The sequence below is a fragment of the Trinickia soli genome (assembly GCF_002879855.1).
In the GTDB taxonomy this organism is placed as follows: domain Bacteria; phylum Pseudomonadota; class Gammaproteobacteria; order Burkholderiales; family Burkholderiaceae; genus Trinickia; species Trinickia soli.
The window spans coordinates 107,045-124,542 of record NZ_PNYB01000006.1 but is presented as its reverse complement, the minus strand read 5'-3'; the positions used below and the strand labels follow the sequence as shown (position 1 = coordinate 124,542).

The following is a 17,498-nucleotide window of genomic DNA, read 5'->3' as shown; positions in this document are numbered from 1 at the left end:
AAACTGTCGATGCCCCGCAAACCCGCGCCCATCTTACCAAATGGGGTGCAATACGCCTGTTGAAAACGCTGCGTTTTGCGCTGCGCACTGCGTCACACGGTTCTGCAACGGGCAACTTTCGCGCCACCCCGCGCGGGCCGGGCGTCGCTGGCCGACGCAGGGGGCGGCCCACGCGAAGCGGCAGCTTGGGGTAGCATGGCGACCGTACAAATTCGCAGCACGCCAATGACACACCGCGATACGTTTACCGTCGGTTACGACGAGCGCTATACGACCACCGCCATCGGCCTGCATTGGCTCATCGCCACGTTGATGATTTGCGGTTTCGCGCTTGGCTGGGTGATGACGAGCATTCACGGCTTCACGCCGGCCAAACTGCGCTACGTCTCGTGGCACAAGTGGATCGGCGTGACGGTGTTTGCGCTTGCGACACTGCGCATTCTTTGGCGCGCCACCCACCGAGGCCCGCCGTTGCCGCGCCGGATGCCCGTGTGGCAGCGCGCGGCCGCGCACCTCGTTCATGCGTTGCTGTACGTGTTGATGATCGCGATTCCGCTGACCGGCTACCTGTTCAGTTCGGCGTCGAACGTGCCGGTCGTCTACCTGGGCCTTGTGCCGCTGCCGCGGCTGATTGCGCCTGATCCGACGCTCAAGGTCGTGTTCAAGACGGCCCACCTCATTCTCAATTACAGCCTGGCGGTGCTCGTCCTCGCGCATGTCGGGGCCGCGTTGAAGCATCAATGGATCGATCGCGACGGCTTGCTCGCCCGCATGCTTCCGTTTTTGAAATAAAGCCGCCGTAAATTCGTTATTGACGTAAGGAGGGCTGCTGCGCCTCGCTGCAGACCATTGAAAGAAATCTGAAAGAAATACGACGTCAACCCGCAAGCATCAGCAAGGACCCACCAGCATGAAAGCTTCGTTTTACCGCTACATGATCGCCGCATTCGCGGCCGCGTCGATGGCAGCCACGGGCATCGCCTTCGCGCAGGTCGATGCCGCCAAGAGCACGATCACGGCCACGTCCAAACAGATGAACGTGCCGGTCGAGGGCGCGTTCAAGAAGTTCGACGCCAAGGTGAGCTTCGATCCTGCCAAGCCGTCAGCAGGCAGCGCGCAGTTGAATGTGGATATCGGCAGCTACGACCTCGGCGACGACAGCTACAACGAACAGGTGCGCGGCAAGGACTGGTTCGATGCGAAGACGTACCCACGGGCGACATTCACGTCGTCGTCGATCGCCCCCGCGGGCGCGAATAAATACACGGTGACGGGTACGCTGACGATCAAAGGCAAATCGCAGAACGTCTCGTTCCCGATGACGGTCACGAGCCAGGCGGGCGCGCAAACGTTCGACGGCGCGCTGCCGATCAGCCGCTTGAAGTTCGATGTCGGAACGGGCGAGTGGAAAGACACGTCGACCGTCGCCGACGAAGTCACGATCAAGTTCCATATCGTCGTACCCAAGAAGTCGTAGGCCCGCTTTCGTTGCCGTTGCTGTTGCCATTGCGACGGCGGAAATCGATGTCGCCTTTCCATGTCGCTATGCCGGTGTCGCAAACGCATCGGACCTGCATCGCCATCCTTTGATCGCCGCTTCCCCGGGCGGCTTCCGACCAGGAGAATCCTTTGAAGATCCACACGCTCATCACCGCTGCGCTGGCCGCTGCTTCGATCGGCTCGCTGACGCCTGCCTTCGCCGACACCTACCAGCTCGACCCGAATCACACGTACCCGAGTTTTGCCGCAGATCACTTCGGTGGCTTGTCGGTATGGCGCGGCAAGTTTACGAAGACGACGGGCACGGTCACGCTCGATCGCAAGGACAAGACGGGTTCCGTCGATGTGACGATCGACGCGGGTTCGATCGATACGGGCAATACGTCGCTCAACGAGCACCTGCAAGAGGCCAATTTCTTCGACGTCAAGCAGTATCCGACGGCCACGTATAAGGGCACGAAAATCAAATTCGACGGCGACAAGCCCGTCGAAGTGATCGGTACATTGACGCTGCGCGGCGTGACCAAGCCGGTCAATTTGAAGATCGAATCGTTCAAGTGCATGCAGCATCCGATGCTCAAGCGCGAAGTCTGTGGCGTGGAGGCCAGGGCCGATTTCGATCGCGACGAATTCGGCCTCGACTTCGGCAAGACGTACGGCTTCAACATGGACACGAAGCTCGAGATTCAAGCCGAGGGCGTCAAGCAATAAAGTCCGAGATCGGCGCTGGCTGCATTGGGTAGTCTGTCTTCCAGACTTCCAGTCTCTCGGACTCGTCTTGGCTTGACGGCTTGCCGGATGGGCCGCCGCTCAGCCTGTTCGCCTCGCAACTTCGTAGTGAGTAAGACCGCCCGCAAGCCTTCGCTTCGGGCGGTTTTTTTCGCCCTCTGGGAATCGCCGCGTTGCGTGTGTCAAATTTGCACGCCATACTTGGCGCCAGCCGCCAAGTGGGTTGCATTCGAGTCGCATTTGGTTGCGTACGCATCTAATTCGGCAGATGGCCAAGGGCTTTTCAAATGCACACGCCATCACCGACGATTTCCTTCTCGGGAGACTGGCATGAGTGATACGTTGGCGGCAGCATCGGTAGCTTCACGCGGACATGTTTGGCGCGCTGTCGTGGCCACATCGATCGGTAACGCGCTCGAGTGGTTCGACCTGGTCGTCTACGGCTTTTTCGCCGTCGTCATTGCAAAGCTGTTCTTTCCCGCGGGCAACGACGCCGTGTCGCTGTTGCTCACGCTCGGTACGTTCGGCGTTTCGTTCTTCATGCGGCCGCTGGGCGCGATCGTGATCGGCGCCTACGCCGATCGAGCCGGACGCAAGGCGGCGCTCACGCTCTCGATCCTGCTGATGATGCTCGGCACGGCAATCATCGTGGTGTTGCCTACCTACAGCCAGATCGGCGTTGCAGCGCCGGTCATTCTCGTGCTCGCGCGCTTGGTGCAGGGTTTTTCGGCGGGTGGCGAGTTCGGCAGCGCCACAGCATTTCTGGCTGAGCATGTGCCGCATCGGCGTGGTTTCTTTGCAAGCTGGCAGGTAGCGAGCCAAGGGCTCACGACCGTGCTCGCGGCCGTGTTCGGCACTGTGTTGACGGGCACGCTCAGCGCCGATCAGTTGGCCGGTTGGGGCTGGAGGATCCCGTTCGCCTTCGGCCTGCTGCTCGGGCCTATCGCCTATTACATTCGCTCGAACGTCGACGAGACGCCGGAGTTTCTCGCGGCGAAAACGACGCGCTCGCCGCTACGCGATACCTTTGCCGGGCAGAAGACGCGGCTCGCGATCGCAGTCGGTATCGTTGTGCTGGGGACGGTGGCGACTTATCTCGTGTTGTTCATGCCGACTTACGGCGTGAAGCAGCTGGGCTTGTCGCCTTCCGTGTCGTTTTCTGCCGTCGTGTTGACCGGGTTGATTCAAATGGTCTGCTCGCCGCTCGTGGGTCACTGGTCGGACAAGATCGGGCGTACCGGGCTTATGTTGACGTCGGCTGCGCTGTTGCTGGTGCTGATTTATCCGGCGTTCGCCTGGCTTGTCGACCAGCCGAGCCCGGCAAAATTGATCGCCATGCAAGTGGCGATGGGCGTACTCGTCACCGGTTATTTCGCGGCGCTGCCTGGTTTGCTCTCCGAGATCTTTCCCGTTGCGACGCGCACGACCGGGATGTCCCTCGCTTACAACATCGCCGTAACGATATTCGGCGGCTTCGGCCCGTTCATCATCGCCTGGCTGATCCGCACGACGGGCGACAAGGTCGCGCCGAGCTTTTACTTGATGTTCGCGGCGCTCGTGAGCATCGTTGCGCTCGTGGCCGCGCGCAGGGTGCTCGGTTTCAAGTGAAGCCTGCGCGCGTGATGTCGTAACTGAACCGGCGAGGCGCGCACGGCGCACGCTTCGCGGTTCAGCCTCCCTCCTGCGTTGTTCCTGCCCCAATCGTTCGGCTCAGGCCCAACACCTATCAACCTGGATAGGCTCGGGGTCTAAGTCGGAACCGATGCACTAAGCTCCATTTGGCTTCGTACGAATTGCTTTCGCATGCTCGCCATGCGGGCGCCGTTCGTGCCGTTGGCTGCGGCGAACCGACCAGCGAGCGCACAGGCCGTAGCGAGCCGCCGGTGCATCACTCGAATCAAGAAAGCGCCAAATGTCGAGATTGGTTCATACGTTGGTGTCAGCCGTTTCACGGGCATTCGTCAATCGCCCGCCACCGCGCGCAGTGCGGCGAAACGAGGGCTGAAGTACGCCGCGCGTTACCAAGGAGATCAGGAGCTACCATGGCCACACCCTTATCCACGAACGAGTTTCAAGAAGCGGAGTTTTCCAGGTTATCCGTCAGTCCGACGGCGGAATGGGCGAACCTCGGGGGGCAGCTTCGCGGGTTGCCGACGCCGATCTACTACTCGGGTTCCCTATTCGCGTTCACGCGCAATCTCGACAACCGACTGGGTATGTGCAAGGTCGATCCGAGCGGCACGAAAGGCGTTTGGAGTACTTACGGCGGGACGCTCACATATAGTCCCGCGGCGGCCTTGTCGCAAAACGGCTCGATTGCCGTGATCGGCCGCATGCAGTCGGGACAAATTCAGATCAGCTACATCAACCCATTCCAGGGCATCTATACGCCTTGGGTCGCGATCACCGGTGCGCCGTCGGGCACGAACTTCACGGGGCCCGTCCAACTCGTTCAAAACACCAATGCGCGATTGGAGGCTTTCGCGCTCGATACCAGCGGGAACCTCTGGCATGCGTGGGAAACGTCGGTGGGCAGCAGTCCGAAGTGGTCTTCGTGGAGTCACCTCGGGAGCGGCTTCAACGCGACACAGATCGAGTTTCCCGTGTTCCTGTTGCAGGGCGGCACCAACAAGGGGTGCCTGCAAGCCGTGCTGATCGGGAACCAGCCGAACATGTATCAGTCGACGCAGTATGCCGGCGGGGGCTACGATTCTTGGAGCCCGTTCACGGTAGTCGGCACGACGATCGCACCTGATTCGCCGCCGCAGTTCGCCAATGGCGCAGCGGCGAACTTCGATACGAACCTGCAGAACGCCGCCTATGCGGGCTACAACGCAAATGCCGGCGTCGGTCAAAACCCGCTCGTCTATTGCGCGCCGCCAAGCTTCCCGCAGTGGGGGCCGATCAACAACGTCACGGCCGACCAGTATCCGATCTCAAATGCCGCGCCGGTCATGCTATCCAACGGCGGCGTCGCCAACCTGGCATGGGCTACGCCGAGCGGTCAGGTGTATCTCGTGAGCGAGGCGATTACGGCAAACAACTTCTGGTCGAACACCATCCAACAGGTGGGGACTGCAAACCCGCAGTTTACGGGGCAAATGAGCGCGATCGTCAACAACGGCATCGACGGGCTGTTCATGTTGGTCGCCGATGGTTCGCTCGCCTTCATCAACTATTTGCCGCAGTAGCGGACTAGCCGGCAAGCCTACGGCCGATGTACCCGGGGCGCGGAGCGTGCGTCTCCCGTCTCGGGTGCAAACTGGAGCGGATGCGCAGATTTGGGGGCGGCAACCCCCACCGCGGTGCGGCTGCGCGCGAGCGCCAGCAGTAGGCTCGCGCGACCTCCTGCCTATCGCAGAACCGCGTCGTTGGACGCGCCGTCCGAGGCAAGCGTTGCCGGCTTCGGCGCGACGGCTTCGATCGCCTCGTCGATGATGAGACCCAGCAGGTGCCGCTGCGATGCAGTCAATTCGACCTGCGCGGCAAACCGATCGACGGCGGCACGTATCGTGTTCGATCGCTGCGCCCGGGTGGGCGTCGTGATGGTACGCGGCGGCAACGCCGTTACCGATCCAGGTTCTGTACTCATTGCTCGCTTCCGATCAATCAGCATGAATGGGCGCTTGCCATGCAAGGAGCATGCCGTGCCGTGCTGTCCGGGGCGCCGGGGGCACCGGGAGGGGCCACGACATCCATGGGCGGACCAAAACGTTTCGCTTTCGATACGGAAACGGCTCGCGGCGCAAACGTGCGCACCTGGTGTCCCACCGTTACATAAGCGTTGAATGCATCCGCACGTGAAAACGGCGCGCATTGCGGAATCACCGCATTGCGCGCCGTTTTACTTTGCGGCGCCAGGTAGCGCTGAAAAGAGGAGCGAAAGTGAATGAGCGCGGCCGGCGGCTCAGACCTCCGCGCCCGCGTTCGGGTCGTTCGGGTCGTAGCGCGGCTTCTTTTCCTTCAGCAAATCCTCACGCTTGACGCCGAGCCACATGGCCAGCGCCGCCGCGACGAACACGGACGAGTAAATGCCGAAGCAGATACCGATCGTCAGTGCGAGTGCGAAGTAGTGCAGCGTCGGACCGCCGAACAGGAACATCGAGAGCACCATCATCTGCGTACAGCCGTGCGTGATGACCGTGCGCGACATCGTGCTCGTGATCGCGTGGTTGATGACTTCCATGACCGTCATCTTGCGTTCGCGGCGGAATGTCTCGCGGATCCGGTCGAAGATAACGACCGATTCGTTCACCGAGTAGCCGAGCACGGCCAGCACGGCCGCGAGCACCGACAGCGAGAACTCCCATTGAAAGAACGCGAAGAAGCCGAGAATAATCACGACGTCGTGGAGGTTCGCGATGATGCCGGCAACCGCGTACTTCCATTCGAAGCGGAACGACAGATAGATGACGATGCCGGCGACCACGCACGCGAGTGCAAGCAGGCCATCCGTGGCGAGTTCCTTGCCCACCTGCGGCCCGACGAACTCGACGCGTTGCAGTTGCACCGAAGCGTTCTGCGTTTTCAGCGCCGTCATGACCTGCTCGCTTTGCTGCGACGAAGTGAGGCCCTGCTTGAGCGGCAGCCGGATCATCACGTCACGCGAAGTGCCGAACGTCTGCACCTGCGCATCGCCATAGCCGAGCGTACCGAGCGTCGCGCGCACGGGTTCGAGTTGTGCGGCCTGCGGGTATTGCACTTCGATGACCGTGCCGCCCGTGAACTCCACCGAAAGATGCAGCCCGCGATGCAGCAGGAAGAACACCGCCGCGAAAAACGTCAAGAACGAGATCGCGTTGAAGATCAACGCGCGTTGCATGAACGGAATGTCTTTGCGGATGCGGAAAAATTCCATGTTCTAGTCTCCGAGTCCTTTCGAACCGGTTAACGGGGCGAGCCCGGTTTGCGCGGCGCCGCGCCTTCGCGCGCGCGATTGCGCAGGACCGGCTTCGGGCCGCTGCGTCCGCCTTTGCTCTTCGGTTGCGTGACGGCCTTCGTTGCGCGCATCGTATCGGTATCGGCGTCGGCATCGTTGCTGATTCTCGGATAGGTGACGCCTTCGGCCGCGGCCGGACGCCAGACCTGGCCGATCGCAAGCGTCTTCAGCTTCTTCTTGCCGCCGTACCACGCGTTGACGATCCCGCGCGAGAAGAACACGGCCGAGAACATCGAGGTCAGGATGCCGATGCAGTGGACGATAGCAAAGCCGCGCACGGGGCCCGAGCCGAAAGCGAGCAGGGCGAGGCCGGCGATCAGCGTGGTGACGTTCGAATCGAGAATCGTTGCCCACGCATGCGCGTAGCCGTTCTGAATCGCGAGTTGCGGCGGTGCGCCGTGACGCAACTCTTCGCGCACGCGTTCGTTGATCAGCACGTTCGAGTCGATCGCCATCCCGAGCGCAAGCGCGATAGCGGCGATGCCAGGCAGCGTCAACGTGGCCTGCAGCATCGACAACACGGCGATCAACAGCAGCAGGTTGACCGACAGGCCGATGACCGATACGAGACCGAACAGCAGGTAGTACGCGATCATGAAGACGGTGATCGCGGCGAAGCCGTAGATGACCGAATCAAAGCCCTTCTTGATGTTGTCGGCGCCCAGGCTCGGGCCGATCGTGCGCTCTTCGATGATGTCCATCGGCGCGGCGAGCGAGCCGGCGCGCAGAAGCAGCGCGAGATCGGTGGCCGCTTGCGGCGTCGGCTGGCCCGTGATCTGGAAGCGATCGCCCAGTTCGGACTGGATCGTTGCGACCGTCAGCACCTGGCCCTTGCCCTTTTCGAACAGCACCATCGCCATCGGCTTGCCGATGTTGTCGCGCGAGACGCTGGCGACCGCGCGGCCCGCCGACGAGTTCAGGCGAATGTTGACCGAGGGGCGCTGGTGTTCGTCGAACCCGGCCGATGCATCGATGATGCTGTCACCCGTGAAGATGACCTGCTTGCGCAACAGCACCGGCGCTTGAGCGCCCTCGGTGAAAAGCTCGTCGCCGGGCGGGACGGCTTCGCCCGGTGCGGGGTGCGTGTTGACCGGATCGGCAAGGCGCGCTTCGAGCGTAGCGGTACGGCCGATGATTTCCTTCGCTTTGGCCGTGTCTTGCACGCCCGGCAGTTCGACGACGATCCGATCGGCGCCTTGCTGCTGGATGACCGGCTCGGCCACGCCGAGTTCGTTCACGCGGTTGTGCAGCGTCGTGATGTTCTGCTTGACGGCGGCTTCCTCGACGGCGCGTTGCTGCGCGGGCGCAAACGTGCCGATGACCTGCACGCCGCCACCCGCGGCCGCCTGCGTGGTCCATTGCAGTTCGGTGACGCTGCGTGCGAGCTGCACGCGGGCCGCATCGGCGGTCGCTTGATCGGCGAAGTCGATCGCGACCGTTTGACCGACGCGATTGACGCCGCCCTCGCGGATGTTGTTGTCGCGCAGGAGCGTGCGCGCATCGGATGCGTCGGAGTCGAGCCGCTTGTTGAGCGCGCCCGCCATGTCGATCTGCATCAGGAAGTGGACGCCGCCGCGCAGATCCAGCCCCAGATACATCGGCAGCGCATGCAGCGCCGTGAGCCAGCGCGGCGAGGCGCTTTGCAGATTGAGCGCGACGACGTACTGCGGATCATTGGGATCGGGGTTCAGCGCCTTTTGCAGCACATCCTTCACGTGCAGCTGCGTATCGGTGTCCTTCAAGCGGACACGGATATTGGCATTGGCCGAAGCGGTGTCGACCGTGATGTCGTCGGGCTTGATCTGGTTGGCTGCGAGCGCCGCTTCGACCTGCGCGAACGTGGACGTGTCGAGCTTGACCGTCGCCTTGCCGCTGAGCACCTGCACGGCCGGCGCTTCGCCGTAAAAGTTGGGCAATGTGTACAGAAGGCCGATGACGAGCGCCACGGCCATCACGACATATTTCCAAAGGGGATAGCGATTCATGAGGGAGCCGAACGGGTGGGTTGGCGTGTGGGCGGGGCGCGCCGGTCGCCCGCCGGGCCGAAGGCGGCGCGCGAAGCGCCAGGCGCGCCGCGCCGCATCGGGCCAGGCAGGTCAGGGCGGCCGGGCCGCGTCAGAGCGACTTGATCGTGCCCTTCGGGAGAATCGTCGTGACGGCAGACTTTTGCACGGTGATCTCGGTGCCTTCGGCGATTTCGATGCCGACATACGCTTCGCCGACCTTGGTCACCTTGCCGACCATGCCGCCGTTCGTCACGACTTCATCGCCCTTGGCCATCGCGGCAAGCATATTACGATGCTCCTTTTGACGCTTCATCTGCGGGCGAATCATGATGAAGTACAGCACCGCGAACATGAGGATGAGCGGCAAAAAGCTCATCAGGCTCGACTCGGCGCCGCCGCCGGTTGCGCCTTGCGCGAATGCGTTGGGGATCAGCGACACGTTGGTTTCTCCGTAAATGGCGATCGGAATGATCTGAAGCGATCGAAAAATAGCCGCGTATTTTACCACCGAGACTCGCCGCGACGGCTGAGCGACCTCGGCGCGCGCTCGCCAAGGCCGCGACAGGCCCGCTGAGCGTGGCGGGAAGCGCGATTTGTGCGAGCGCCGCTATTCGACGCCGCGGGCGCGTTCGTCTCGAAAACGCTGACGAAATGCCTCGAATGCGCCCGTTTCGATCGCTTCGCGGATCTCGCCCATGAGTTCGAGGTAGTAATGCAGGTTGTGAATGGTATTGAGTTGGGCGCCGAGAATTTCGCCGACCCGATGCAGGTGATGCAGATAACCACGCGTGAAATGCCGGCAGGTGTAGCAGCCGCAGGTTTCGTCGAGCGGACGCAGCGAATTCTTATGCGTCGCGTTGCGGATCTTGATGTCGCCAAAGCGCGTGAAGAGCCAGCCGTTGCGTGCGTTGCGGGTGGGCATGACGCAGTCGAACATGTCGATGCCCGCGGCGACGCCGGCCACCAGATCTTCGGGCGTGCCCACGCCCATCAGGTAGTGCGGCTTGTGGGCCGGCAGTTTCGGGCCGATGTGCTCGAGCACGCGCAGCATGTCTTCCTTCGGCTCGCCCACGGAGAGCCCGCCGACCGCAAGGCCGTGAAAGTCGAGTTCCGACAGGCCGGCGAGCGATTCGTCACGCAGATCCTCGAACATGCCGCCCTGGACGATGCCGAACAGCGCGTTCGGATTGCCGAGCCGGTTGAACTCGTCGATCGAGCGTTTGGCCCAGCGCATCGACATGCGCATGGAGGCGGCGGCGTCGTCGTGCGAGGTCGGCACGCCGTCGGTCGCGTACGGCGTGCATTCGTCGAATTGCATGACGATATCGGAGTTCAGCACCTTCTGGATCTGCATCGATACTTCCGGCGACAGGAACAGCTTGTCGCCGTTCACGGGCGAGGCGAAGGTCACGCCGTCCTCGGTGATCTTGCGCAGGTCGCCGAGCGAGAACACCTGAAAGCCGCCCGAATCGGTCAGGATCGGCCGCCGCCAGCCCATGAAGCCGTGCAGCCCGCCGTGCGCGGCGACGGTTTCGAGACCGGGCCGCAGCCAGAGGTGAAACGTGTTGCCGAGGATGATCTGCGCGCGGATTTCTTCGAGCTCGCGCGGCTGGATCGCCTTGACGGTGCCGTAGGTGCCCACCGGCATGAAGATCGGCGTTTCGACGACGCCGTGGTTCAGCGTCAAGCGGCCGCGGCGCGCGCGTCCGTCGGTCTTGAGCAATTCGAATTTAAGGCCGTTCAGCCCCGCTGCGGCGGCTGTGGCGGGTTCGTGGGCATGACCTTCGGTCATCTTCAACTCCTATCGCTGCCGGAATGGGCCCGGCATGAGGCCCGGGTAGGCGCTCGAGCGCCAACGCTGCATCGCGCGTCCGGCGCGGGGGAAAGAAACGCCGACGGTCGGAACCGACGGCGCGTGAAATAAAGCGAAGCGCGAGGCAATCTGCTCGCCCGGCGCGGCCATGCAGCCTCAGCGCTCGGCCCGCGTCAGCAGCATCGCGTCGCCGTAGCTGAAAAAACGGTAACGCTGCTCGATCGCGTGCCGGTAGGCGTCGCGAATCGTCTCCATGCCGGCGAACGCGCTGACGAGCATGAGCAGCGTCGACTTCGGCAAATGGAAGTTCGTCACGAGCCGGTCGACGATGCGAAAGCGATAACCCGGCGTGATGAAGATGTCGGTTTCGGCGCTCGTTGCGGCGAGCGGCCGGCCGGCGTCCTCGGCGTCGCGCGCCGCCGATTCGAGCGCGCGCATCGAGGTCGTGCCGACGGCAATCACGCGACCGCCCCGCGCACGCGTGGCGGCGATTTTATCGACGAGCGTTTGCGGCAGCCGGTACCACTCGCTGTGCATCTTGTGCTCGGCGATGTTCTCGACGCGCACCGGTTGGAACGTGCCTGCGCCGACATGCAGCGTCAGCGTCGCGCGCTCCACGCCGTGCGCATCGAGGCGCGCCAGCAGCGCTTCGTCGAAATGCAGGCCGGCTGTGGGCGCGGCGACGGCGCCCGGGTTTTGCGCGAACACGGTTTGATAGCGCGTTTCGTCGGTTGCGTCGGCGTCGTGCTCGATGTAGGGCGGCAGCGGCAACCGGCCGTGGCGCTCGATCAACGACAGGCAATCGTCGGGAAAGTGCAGCGTATAGAACGGCTCGACGCGCTCGCCCACCGTGACCTCGAACGCATCGGCCAACATCAGGGTCGTGCCCGGCGCGGGGCTTTTGCTTGCGCGGATCTGCGCAAGCGCGGTGCGCTCGCCGGTCAGGCGTTCGACAAGCACCTCGATCTTGCCGCCGCTCGCCTTCTGGCCGAAGAAGCGCGCCTTCAGTACTTTGGTATCGTTGAAGACGAGCAGATCGCCGGGCGCCACACATTCGGGCAGTTCGGCGAAGCGCCGGTCGACGAGGCGCGCGGGCGCGGTAGCGCCGTCCACTTCGAGCAGGCGGCTTGCGCTACGCTCGGGCAACGCCGTCTGCGCGATCAGTTCGGGCGGCAGATTGAAATCGAAATCGGAAAGCGTGAACATGCTGCGTTGATCGATGGCGGGGCGGGAGGGGAAGCGAGCCGTTATGATCGCGAAGTGCGATGCCGATATGGCGGCGCGCGGTTCCGCACTATGGCCCCGGCTGTCGTTCGTTCAGAGAAAACCGCTATTGTACTTGCCAGGAGAGTAATGCCGTTGCCCCGATCGCGCCCGACCGATTCCGTCGACGAACGCGTGCCGCAGGCCGCGCCGCCTACGGCCGCAGCCGAATCGTCGAAAGCTGGAAAGCCGGCGAAGACGGCGAAGACGGCAAAGCCGGCAAAGCCGGCAAAGCTGGCGAAGACTGTCGATAAGCTCGCCAAGCTCGGGCTGACGCGCGACATCGATCTCGTGCTGCATCTGCCCATGCGCTACGAAGACGAAACGACGCTCACGCCGATCGGCGGGTTGTTGCCGGGTGAGACGGCGCAAACGGAAGGCGTCGTCGTCGATAACGAAATCGCCTATCGGCCGCGCCGGCAACTCGTCGTGAAGCTGCGCGATGCGCAGGGCGACGAACTCTCGCTGCGCTTTCTGAATTTCTACGGCTCGCAGGTCAAGCAGATGGCCGTCGGCGTGCGTCTGCGCGTGCGCGGCGACGTGCGGGGCGGCTTCTTCGGGCTCGAGATGGTTCACCCGACGGTGCGTCCCGTCGAGGAAGACACGCCGCTCCCACAAGTGCTGACGCCCGTCTATCCGAGCACGGCCGGCGTCTCGCAAGCGTATCTGCGTAAGGCGATCGAGGGCGCCCTCGCACGCACGCCGCTGCCGGAAATTCTGCCCGAGCGTATCGCCGGGCAATACTGTCGCCCGCTGGCGTTGCCGCCGCTCGCGCAGGCCGTGCACGTGCTGCATCACCCGAGCGCGGGCGCGGACGAAACGGCGCTGATCGACGGCACCCATCCGGCATGGACGCGCATCAAATTCGACGAATTGCTCGCGCAGCAGCTTTCGCTCAAGCGCGCGCATGAGGAGCGGCGAGCCCGCTCGGCGCCGTCGATGCCGCTCCCGGGCGCCGGCGCGCGCAGCGGCACGCTCGTCGAGCGGCTTTCGGCCGCGCTGCCGTTCGCGCTCACGCGCGCGCAGACGCGTGTGGTCGCTGAAATCTCGGCCGATCTGAGTGCGCCGCATCCGATGCAGCGGCTGCTGCAGGGCGATGTTGGCAGCGGCAAGACGGTCGTTGCGGCGCTGGCGGCCGCGCAGGCGATCGATTGCGGTTATCAGGCGGCGTTGATGGCGCCAACCGAAATCCTGGCCGAGCAACATGCGCGCAAGCTGCGCGGCTGGCTCGAGCCGCTGGGCGTCACGGTCGCCTGGCTCGCGGGCAGCCTGAAAGCGAAGGAAAAGCGTGCGGCCGTCGAAGCAGCGGCCTCCGGGGCGGCCCAGCTTGTGATCGGCACGCATGCGATCATCCAGGATACCGTCGAGTTCGCGCGGCTCGGCCTCGTCATCGTCGACGAGCAACATCGATTCGGTGTGGCGCAGCGGCTGGCGTTGCGGGCCAAGGCCGATCGCGCGTCCGACGGCGCCGTGGGCTTCCAGCCGCACCAGTTGATGATGTCGGCCACGCCGATACCGCGCACGCTCGCGATGACCTACTACGCCGATCTCGACGTCTCCACGATCGACGAGCTGCCGCCGGGACGCACGCCGATCGTGACGAAGCTCGTTTCCGATGCGCGCCGCGAGGAAGTCATCGCCCGCGTCAGGGATGCCGCGCTGAAGGGGCGGCAGGTGTATTGGGTGTGTCCGCTCATCGAAGAAAGCGAGACGCTGCAACTGCAGACGGCGATCGAGACCTACGAGACGCTCATTGCGGCGCTGCCGGAATTGCGCGTCGGGCTCGTGCATGGCCGCCTGCCGCCTGCCGAAAAAGCGGCCGTCATGGACGGGTTTTCGCGTAACGAGGTGCAATTGCTCGTGGCGACGACGGTGATCGAGGTGGGCGTCGACGTTCCCAACGCCTCGCTCATGGTCATCGAGCATGCCGAGCGGTTCGGCCTTGCGCAACTGCACCAACTGCGCGGGCGCGTGGGGCGCGGCAGTGCGGCTTCGGTCTGCGTGCTGCTTTATAGCAATCCGCTTTCGCTGACGGCGCGCGAGCGCTTGAAAACGATGCGCGAAACGACCGACGGCTTCGAGATCGCGCGGCGCGACCTCGAGATACGCGGCCCTGGCGAGTTCCTGGGCGCGCGCCAGTCGGGTGCAGCCATGCTGCGCTTCGCGAGCCTCGAGCACGACGCCTGGCTCATCGAGCCCGCCCGTGAAGCGGCGGCGCGGCTCATCGCCGACTACCCGGACGTCGTGTTGCAACACCTGGCGCGCTGGCTCGGCGGCCGCGAGCAATTCTTGAAGGCGTGAGGCCGGGCGCGAATTCGGACCCATGCGGCCCCCATGCGGCCGAGAACACGTCGTCGCCTGTTGGCGAATCGGCGTCTCGGGTGTATAAGATAAACCTATCGATTTTTCGCCCTGATTGGTCCCCGAATGACGCTCACTGAATTGAAATACATCGTGGCGGTCGCGCGCGAACGACATTTCGGTCGCGCCGCCGAGGCGTGCTTCGTCAGCCAGCCGACGCTCTCGGTGGCGATCAAGAAGCTCGAAGACGAACTCAACGTGCAGATTTTCGAGCGCGGCACGAGCGAAGTCAGCGTTACGCCGATCGGCGAGCAGATCGTCACGCAGGCGCAGCGCGTGCTGGAGCAGACGCTTGCCATCAAGGAAATCGCCAAGCAGGGCAAGGATCCGCTCGTCGGGCCGCTGCGGCTCGGCGTGATCTATACGATCGGCCCCTATCTGCTGCCTACGCTCGTCAAGCAGATGATCAAGCGCGTCCCGCAGATGCCGCTGATGCTGCAGGAGAACTACACGCTCAAGCTGATCGAACTGCTCAAGCAAGGCGAGATCGACGTCGCGATCATGGCGCTGCCGTTTCCCGAAACGGGGCTCATGGTGCGCCCGCTGTACGACGAGCCGTTCGTCGTCGCACTGCCGGCGGGCCACGCCTGGGAATCGCGCAAGAAGATCGATGCAGGCGACCTGAAACAAGAGACGATGCTGCTGCTCGGCACGGGCCATTGCTTCCGCGACCACGTGCTCGGCGTCTGCCCCGAACTCATGCGGTTTTCGCAAACGGCCGACGGCATCCAAAAGACGTTCGAAGGGTCGTCGCTCGAGACGATTCGTCATATGGTCGCCAGCGGCGTCGGGATTACCGTCCTGCCGCGCATGTCGGTGCAAGAAGTCAGGGCGCATGCGGGCGGCCCCGATGCAGGCCTGCTCAGCTATGTGCCGTTCGACGAGCCCGTGCCGGACCGACGCGTCGTTCTGGCTTGGCGCAAGAGCTTCACGCGGATGCCGGCCATCGATGCGATCAGCGAGGCCATCGCGGCCTGCGATCTGCCGGGTGTGAGCAAGCTCGACATGCCGGCGGTCCTCAACTAGCCCGTAGCCCGTGTCGGACATCCCGGTCGGGTGCCCCTATTGAATAGATAAAAACAATTAACTATAAAAAATCGATAGTTTTGTCTATTCTTTCCTCCATGGACCGCGCCATTCGAGCGCTTTCACACACGGAGGAAAAGCCATGTCGCAACTGATTACCCGAGTCATCGCCGCGCCTGCGCGTGCGCGCGTCGGTGCCCGGCTGGCTGTTTCGCTCCGTCGTGCGCGCGCCACTGCCTTTGCGGTGCTTGCCGATCGTGCGCTCGGCGCCTGAGCGCATTCGCTCACCTGCCCACCCATTCCGACTTACTCCGTTTCATTTCGCCTCGCCGATCCGGCGCGCGCCGCCGCATGGCGCGCGGCGCGCAGGCCCACTATTTCATCAGGAGAGATCACGATGTCCGACCGAAAACTGACGACCGCCGCCGGCGCCCCCGTTGCCGATAACCAGAACTCGTTGACCGCGGGCGCGCGTGGTCCGATCGCGCTGCAGGACGTCTGGTTGCTCGAAAAGCTCGCGCATTTCGACCGCGAAGTCATTCCCGAGCGCCGCGTGCATGCAAAGGGCTCCGGTGCGTTCGGCCGCTTCGTCGTCACGCATGACATCTCGAAGTACACGAAGGCGAAGATCTTCAGCGGGATCGGCAAGGAAACGCCGCTGTTCATCCGGTTTTCGACCGTCGCGGGCGAGCGCGGGGCCGCCGACGCCGAGCGCGATGTGCGCGGCTTCTCGATCAAGTTCTATACCGAAGAGGGCAACTGGGACGTTGTCGGCAACAACACGCCGGTGTTCTTCGTCCGCGATCCGCTGAAGTTTCCCGATTTCATCCACTCCCAGAAGCGCGATCCGTATACGAACCTGCGCAGCAATGTCGCGGCTTGGGATTTTTGGACGCGCCATCCGGAGTCGCTCCATCAAGTCACGATTCTGATGAGCGACCGCGGGATTCCTAAGAACTATCGACAACAGCACGGCTTTGGTTCGCATACGTTCTCGTTCGTCAACGAAAGCGGTGAACGCTTCTGGGTGAAGTTCCATTTCAAATCGCTGAACGGGATCGAAAACTACACCGACGAAGAGGCCTCGCAGATCATCGCCGGCGATCGCGAAAGCGCGCAGCGCGATTTGATCGAAAACATCGACCATGGCCAGTTTCCGAAGTGGGCGTTCCGGATTCAGGTGATGCCCGAAGCCGACGCCGCGAAGGTGCCGTACAACCCGTTCGACATCACGAAGGTGTGGCCGCACAAGGATTACCCGCTGATCGATGTCGGCGTGATCGAGCTTAACCGCAACGCAGGCAATTACTTCTCCGATGTCGAACAGGCGGCGTTCACGCCGGCCAACGTCGTGCCCGGCATTGGCTTCTCGCCCGATCGATTGCTGCAAGGGCGGCTGTTCTCATACGGCGATGCGCAGCGTTACCGTCTTGGCGTCAATCACCACCAGATTCCGGTGAATGCGCCGAAGTGCCCGTTTCATCATGCGTTCCATCGCGATGGCGCGATGCGTACGGACGGCAACCTCGGTGCGACGCCGAATTACGAGCCAAGCCGTTTCGGCGAGTTCGCGCAGGATAGCCGCGCGGCCGAACCGCCGATCGCCGCCGGCGCGATCGATCGTTACGACCATCGCGAGGACGCCGACTACTACAGCCAGCCCGGCGCGCTGTTCCGTCTGTTCGACGAAGGGCAACGGCAACGCTTGTTCGAGAACATCGCGCGTCATATCGACGGCGTGCCGGCGGACATCGTTGCGCGCGCAATCGAACACTTCACGCGTGCGGACGAAGCGTATGGAGCCGGCGTCGCTGCCGCGATCGAGCGACGCACTGCACAGGGGCGATGAACGACGCGTTTC

The 17,498-nt window shown here is 63.4% G+C and carries 15 protein-coding genes; 9 read left to right on the top strand and 6 right to left on the bottom strand.

Annotated elements, in window-relative coordinates; genetic code table 11:
• Positions 1–225: 225 nt before the first annotated feature.
• The 5 genes from C0Z19_RS08975 (at position 226) to C0Z19_RS08955 (ending at position 5,420) form a co-directional block, all read left to right on the top strand.
• Positions 226–792, top strand: a complete 567-nt coding sequence (locus C0Z19_RS08975; RefSeq protein WP_102609462.1) for a cytochrome b — start codon at positions 226–228, stop codon at positions 790–792.
• 118 nt (positions 793–910) lie between these two features.
• Positions 911–1,477 carry a YceI family protein gene (locus C0Z19_RS08970; RefSeq protein ID WP_102609461.1) on the top strand — a complete coding sequence of 189 codons (567 nt, stop codon included), beginning with the start codon at positions 911–913 and terminating at the stop codon, positions 1,475–1,477.
• A 158-nt stretch (positions 1,478–1,635) separates the two neighbouring features.
• Positions 1,636–2,211 carry a YceI family protein gene (locus C0Z19_RS08965; protein ID WP_425330238.1) on the top strand — a complete coding sequence of 192 codons (576 nt, stop codon included), beginning with the start codon at positions 1,636–1,638 and terminating at the stop codon, positions 2,209–2,211.
• Between the two features lie 348 nt (positions 2,212–2,559).
• On the top strand, positions 2,560–3,837 hold the full coding sequence (locus C0Z19_RS08960; RefSeq protein WP_102609460.1) for an MFS transporter: 1,278 nt from the start codon (positions 2,560–2,562) through the stop codon (positions 3,835–3,837).
• A gap of 434 nt (positions 3,838–4,271) precedes the next feature.
• A complete protein-coding gene (locus tag C0Z19_RS08955) occupies positions 4,272–5,420 on the top strand; it encodes a DUF8189 domain-containing protein (RefSeq protein WP_102609459.1) in 1,149 nt (382 codons plus the stop codon).
• 161 nt (positions 5,421–5,581) lie between these two features.
• On the opposite strand, the gene C0Z19_RS08950 is transcribed toward C0Z19_RS08955, so the two are convergent.
• The 6 genes from C0Z19_RS08950 to queA form a co-directional block, all read right to left on the bottom strand.
• The gene (locus tag C0Z19_RS08950) at positions 5,582–5,821 is read right to left on the bottom strand and encodes a hypothetical protein (protein ID WP_102609458.1); all 240 of its coding nucleotides are present in this window, start codon (positions 5,819–5,821) and stop codon (positions 5,582–5,584) included.
• 315 nt (positions 5,822–6,136) lie between these two features.
• Complete coding sequence (gene secF / locus C0Z19_RS08945) at positions 6,137–7,087, bottom strand: protein translocase subunit SecF (RefSeq protein ID WP_102609457.1); 951 nt, start codon at positions 7,085–7,087, stop codon at positions 6,137–6,139.
• 29 nt (positions 7,088–7,116) lie between these two features.
• Entirely contained in the window at positions 7,117–9,153 is a 2,037-nt protein-coding gene (gene secD, locus C0Z19_RS08940) for a protein translocase subunit SecD (RefSeq protein WP_102609456.1), read from the bottom strand.
• A 130-nt stretch (positions 9,154–9,283) separates the two neighbouring features.
• On the bottom strand, positions 9,284–9,613 hold the full coding sequence (gene yajC, locus C0Z19_RS08935; RefSeq protein ID WP_102609604.1) for a preprotein translocase subunit YajC: 330 nt from the start codon (positions 9,611–9,613) through the stop codon (positions 9,284–9,286).
• Between the two features lie 168 nt (positions 9,614–9,781).
• Positions 9,782–10,966, bottom strand: a complete 1,185-nt coding sequence (gene tgt, locus C0Z19_RS08930) for a tRNA guanosine(34) transglycosylase Tgt (RefSeq protein WP_102609455.1) — start codon at positions 10,964–10,966, stop codon at positions 9,782–9,784.
• A gap of 177 nt (positions 10,967–11,143) precedes the next feature.
• Positions 11,144–12,193: a tRNA preQ1(34) S-adenosylmethionine ribosyltransferase-isomerase QueA gene (queA, locus tag C0Z19_RS08925; protein ID WP_102609454.1), complete on the bottom strand. Its 1,050-nt coding sequence runs from the start codon at positions 12,191–12,193 to the stop codon at positions 11,144–11,146.
• Positions 12,194–12,340: 147 nt separating this feature from the next.
• On the opposite strand from queA, the gene recG reads away from it, so the two are divergent.
• The 4 genes from recG to C0Z19_RS08910 all read left to right on the top strand — a co-directional run bounded on the left by recG (position 12,341) and on the right by C0Z19_RS08910 (position 17,486).
• The gene (gene recG / locus C0Z19_RS08920) at positions 12,341–14,551 is read left to right on the top strand and encodes an ATP-dependent DNA helicase RecG (RefSeq protein ID WP_102609453.1); all 2,211 of its coding nucleotides are present in this window, start codon (positions 12,341–12,343) and stop codon (positions 14,549–14,551) included.
• A 126-nt stretch (positions 14,552–14,677) separates the two neighbouring features.
• Complete coding sequence (locus tag C0Z19_RS08915) at positions 14,678–15,637, top strand: hydrogen peroxide-inducible genes activator (protein ID WP_102609452.1); 960 nt, start codon at positions 14,678–14,680, stop codon at positions 15,635–15,637.
• Between the two features lie 142 nt (positions 15,638–15,779).
• The gene (locus tag C0Z19_RS28900) at positions 15,780–15,911 is read left to right on the top strand and encodes a hypothetical protein (protein ID WP_269844821.1); all 132 of its coding nucleotides are present in this window, start codon (positions 15,780–15,782) and stop codon (positions 15,909–15,911) included.
• Positions 15,912–16,034: 123 nt separating this feature from the next.
• Positions 16,035–17,486 (top strand): catalase, encoded by a 1,452-nt coding sequence (locus tag C0Z19_RS08910; protein WP_102609451.1) that lies wholly within the window; start codon positions 16,035–16,037, stop codon positions 17,484–17,486.
• Positions 17,487–17,498: the final 12 nt, after the last annotated feature.

Excerpts from the sequence above, each read along its gene's own strand:
- C0Z19_RS08970 (WP_102609461.1), top strand. The coding sequence starts at position 911 with ATGAAAGCTTCGTTTTACCGCTACATGATCGCCGCATTCGCGGCCGCG.
- recG (WP_102609453.1), top strand. The coding sequence starts at position 12,341 with ATGCCGTTGCCCCGATCGCGCCCGACCGATTCCGTCGACGAACGCGTG.
- tgt (WP_102609455.1), bottom strand. The coding sequence starts at position 10,966 with ATGACCGAAGGTCATGCCCACGAACCCGCCACAGCCGCCGCAGCGGGG.
- C0Z19_RS08950 (WP_102609458.1), bottom strand. The coding sequence starts at position 5,821 with ATGAGTACAGAACCTGGATCGGTAACGGCGTTGCCGCCGCGTACCATC.
- queA (WP_102609454.1), bottom strand. The coding sequence starts at position 12,193 with ATGTTCACGCTTTCCGATTTCGATTTCAATCTGCCGCCCGAACTGATC.
- C0Z19_RS08955 (WP_102609459.1), top strand. The coding sequence starts at position 4,272 with ATGGCCACACCCTTATCCACGAACGAGTTTCAAGAAGCGGAGTTTTCC.
- secF (WP_102609457.1), bottom strand. The coding sequence starts at position 7,087 with ATGGAATTTTTCCGCATCCGCAAAGACATTCCGTTCATGCAACGCGCG.
- C0Z19_RS08910 (WP_102609451.1), top strand. The coding sequence starts at position 16,035 with ATGTCCGACCGAAAACTGACGACCGCCGCCGGCGCCCCCGTTGCCGAT.
- C0Z19_RS28900 (WP_269844821.1), top strand. The coding sequence starts at position 15,780 with ATGTCGCAACTGATTACCCGAGTCATCGCCGCGCCTGCGCGTGCGCGC.
- C0Z19_RS08960 (WP_102609460.1), top strand. The coding sequence starts at position 2,560 with ATGAGTGATACGTTGGCGGCAGCATCGGTAGCTTCACGCGGACATGTT.
- secD (WP_102609456.1), bottom strand. The coding sequence starts at position 9,153 with ATGAATCGCTATCCCCTTTGGAAATATGTCGTGATGGCCGTGGCGCTC.
- C0Z19_RS08975 (WP_102609462.1), top strand. The coding sequence starts at position 226 with ATGACACACCGCGATACGTTTACCGTCGGTTACGACGAGCGCTATACG.
- C0Z19_RS08915 (WP_102609452.1), top strand. The coding sequence starts at position 14,678 with ATGACGCTCACTGAATTGAAATACATCGTGGCGGTCGCGCGCGAACGA.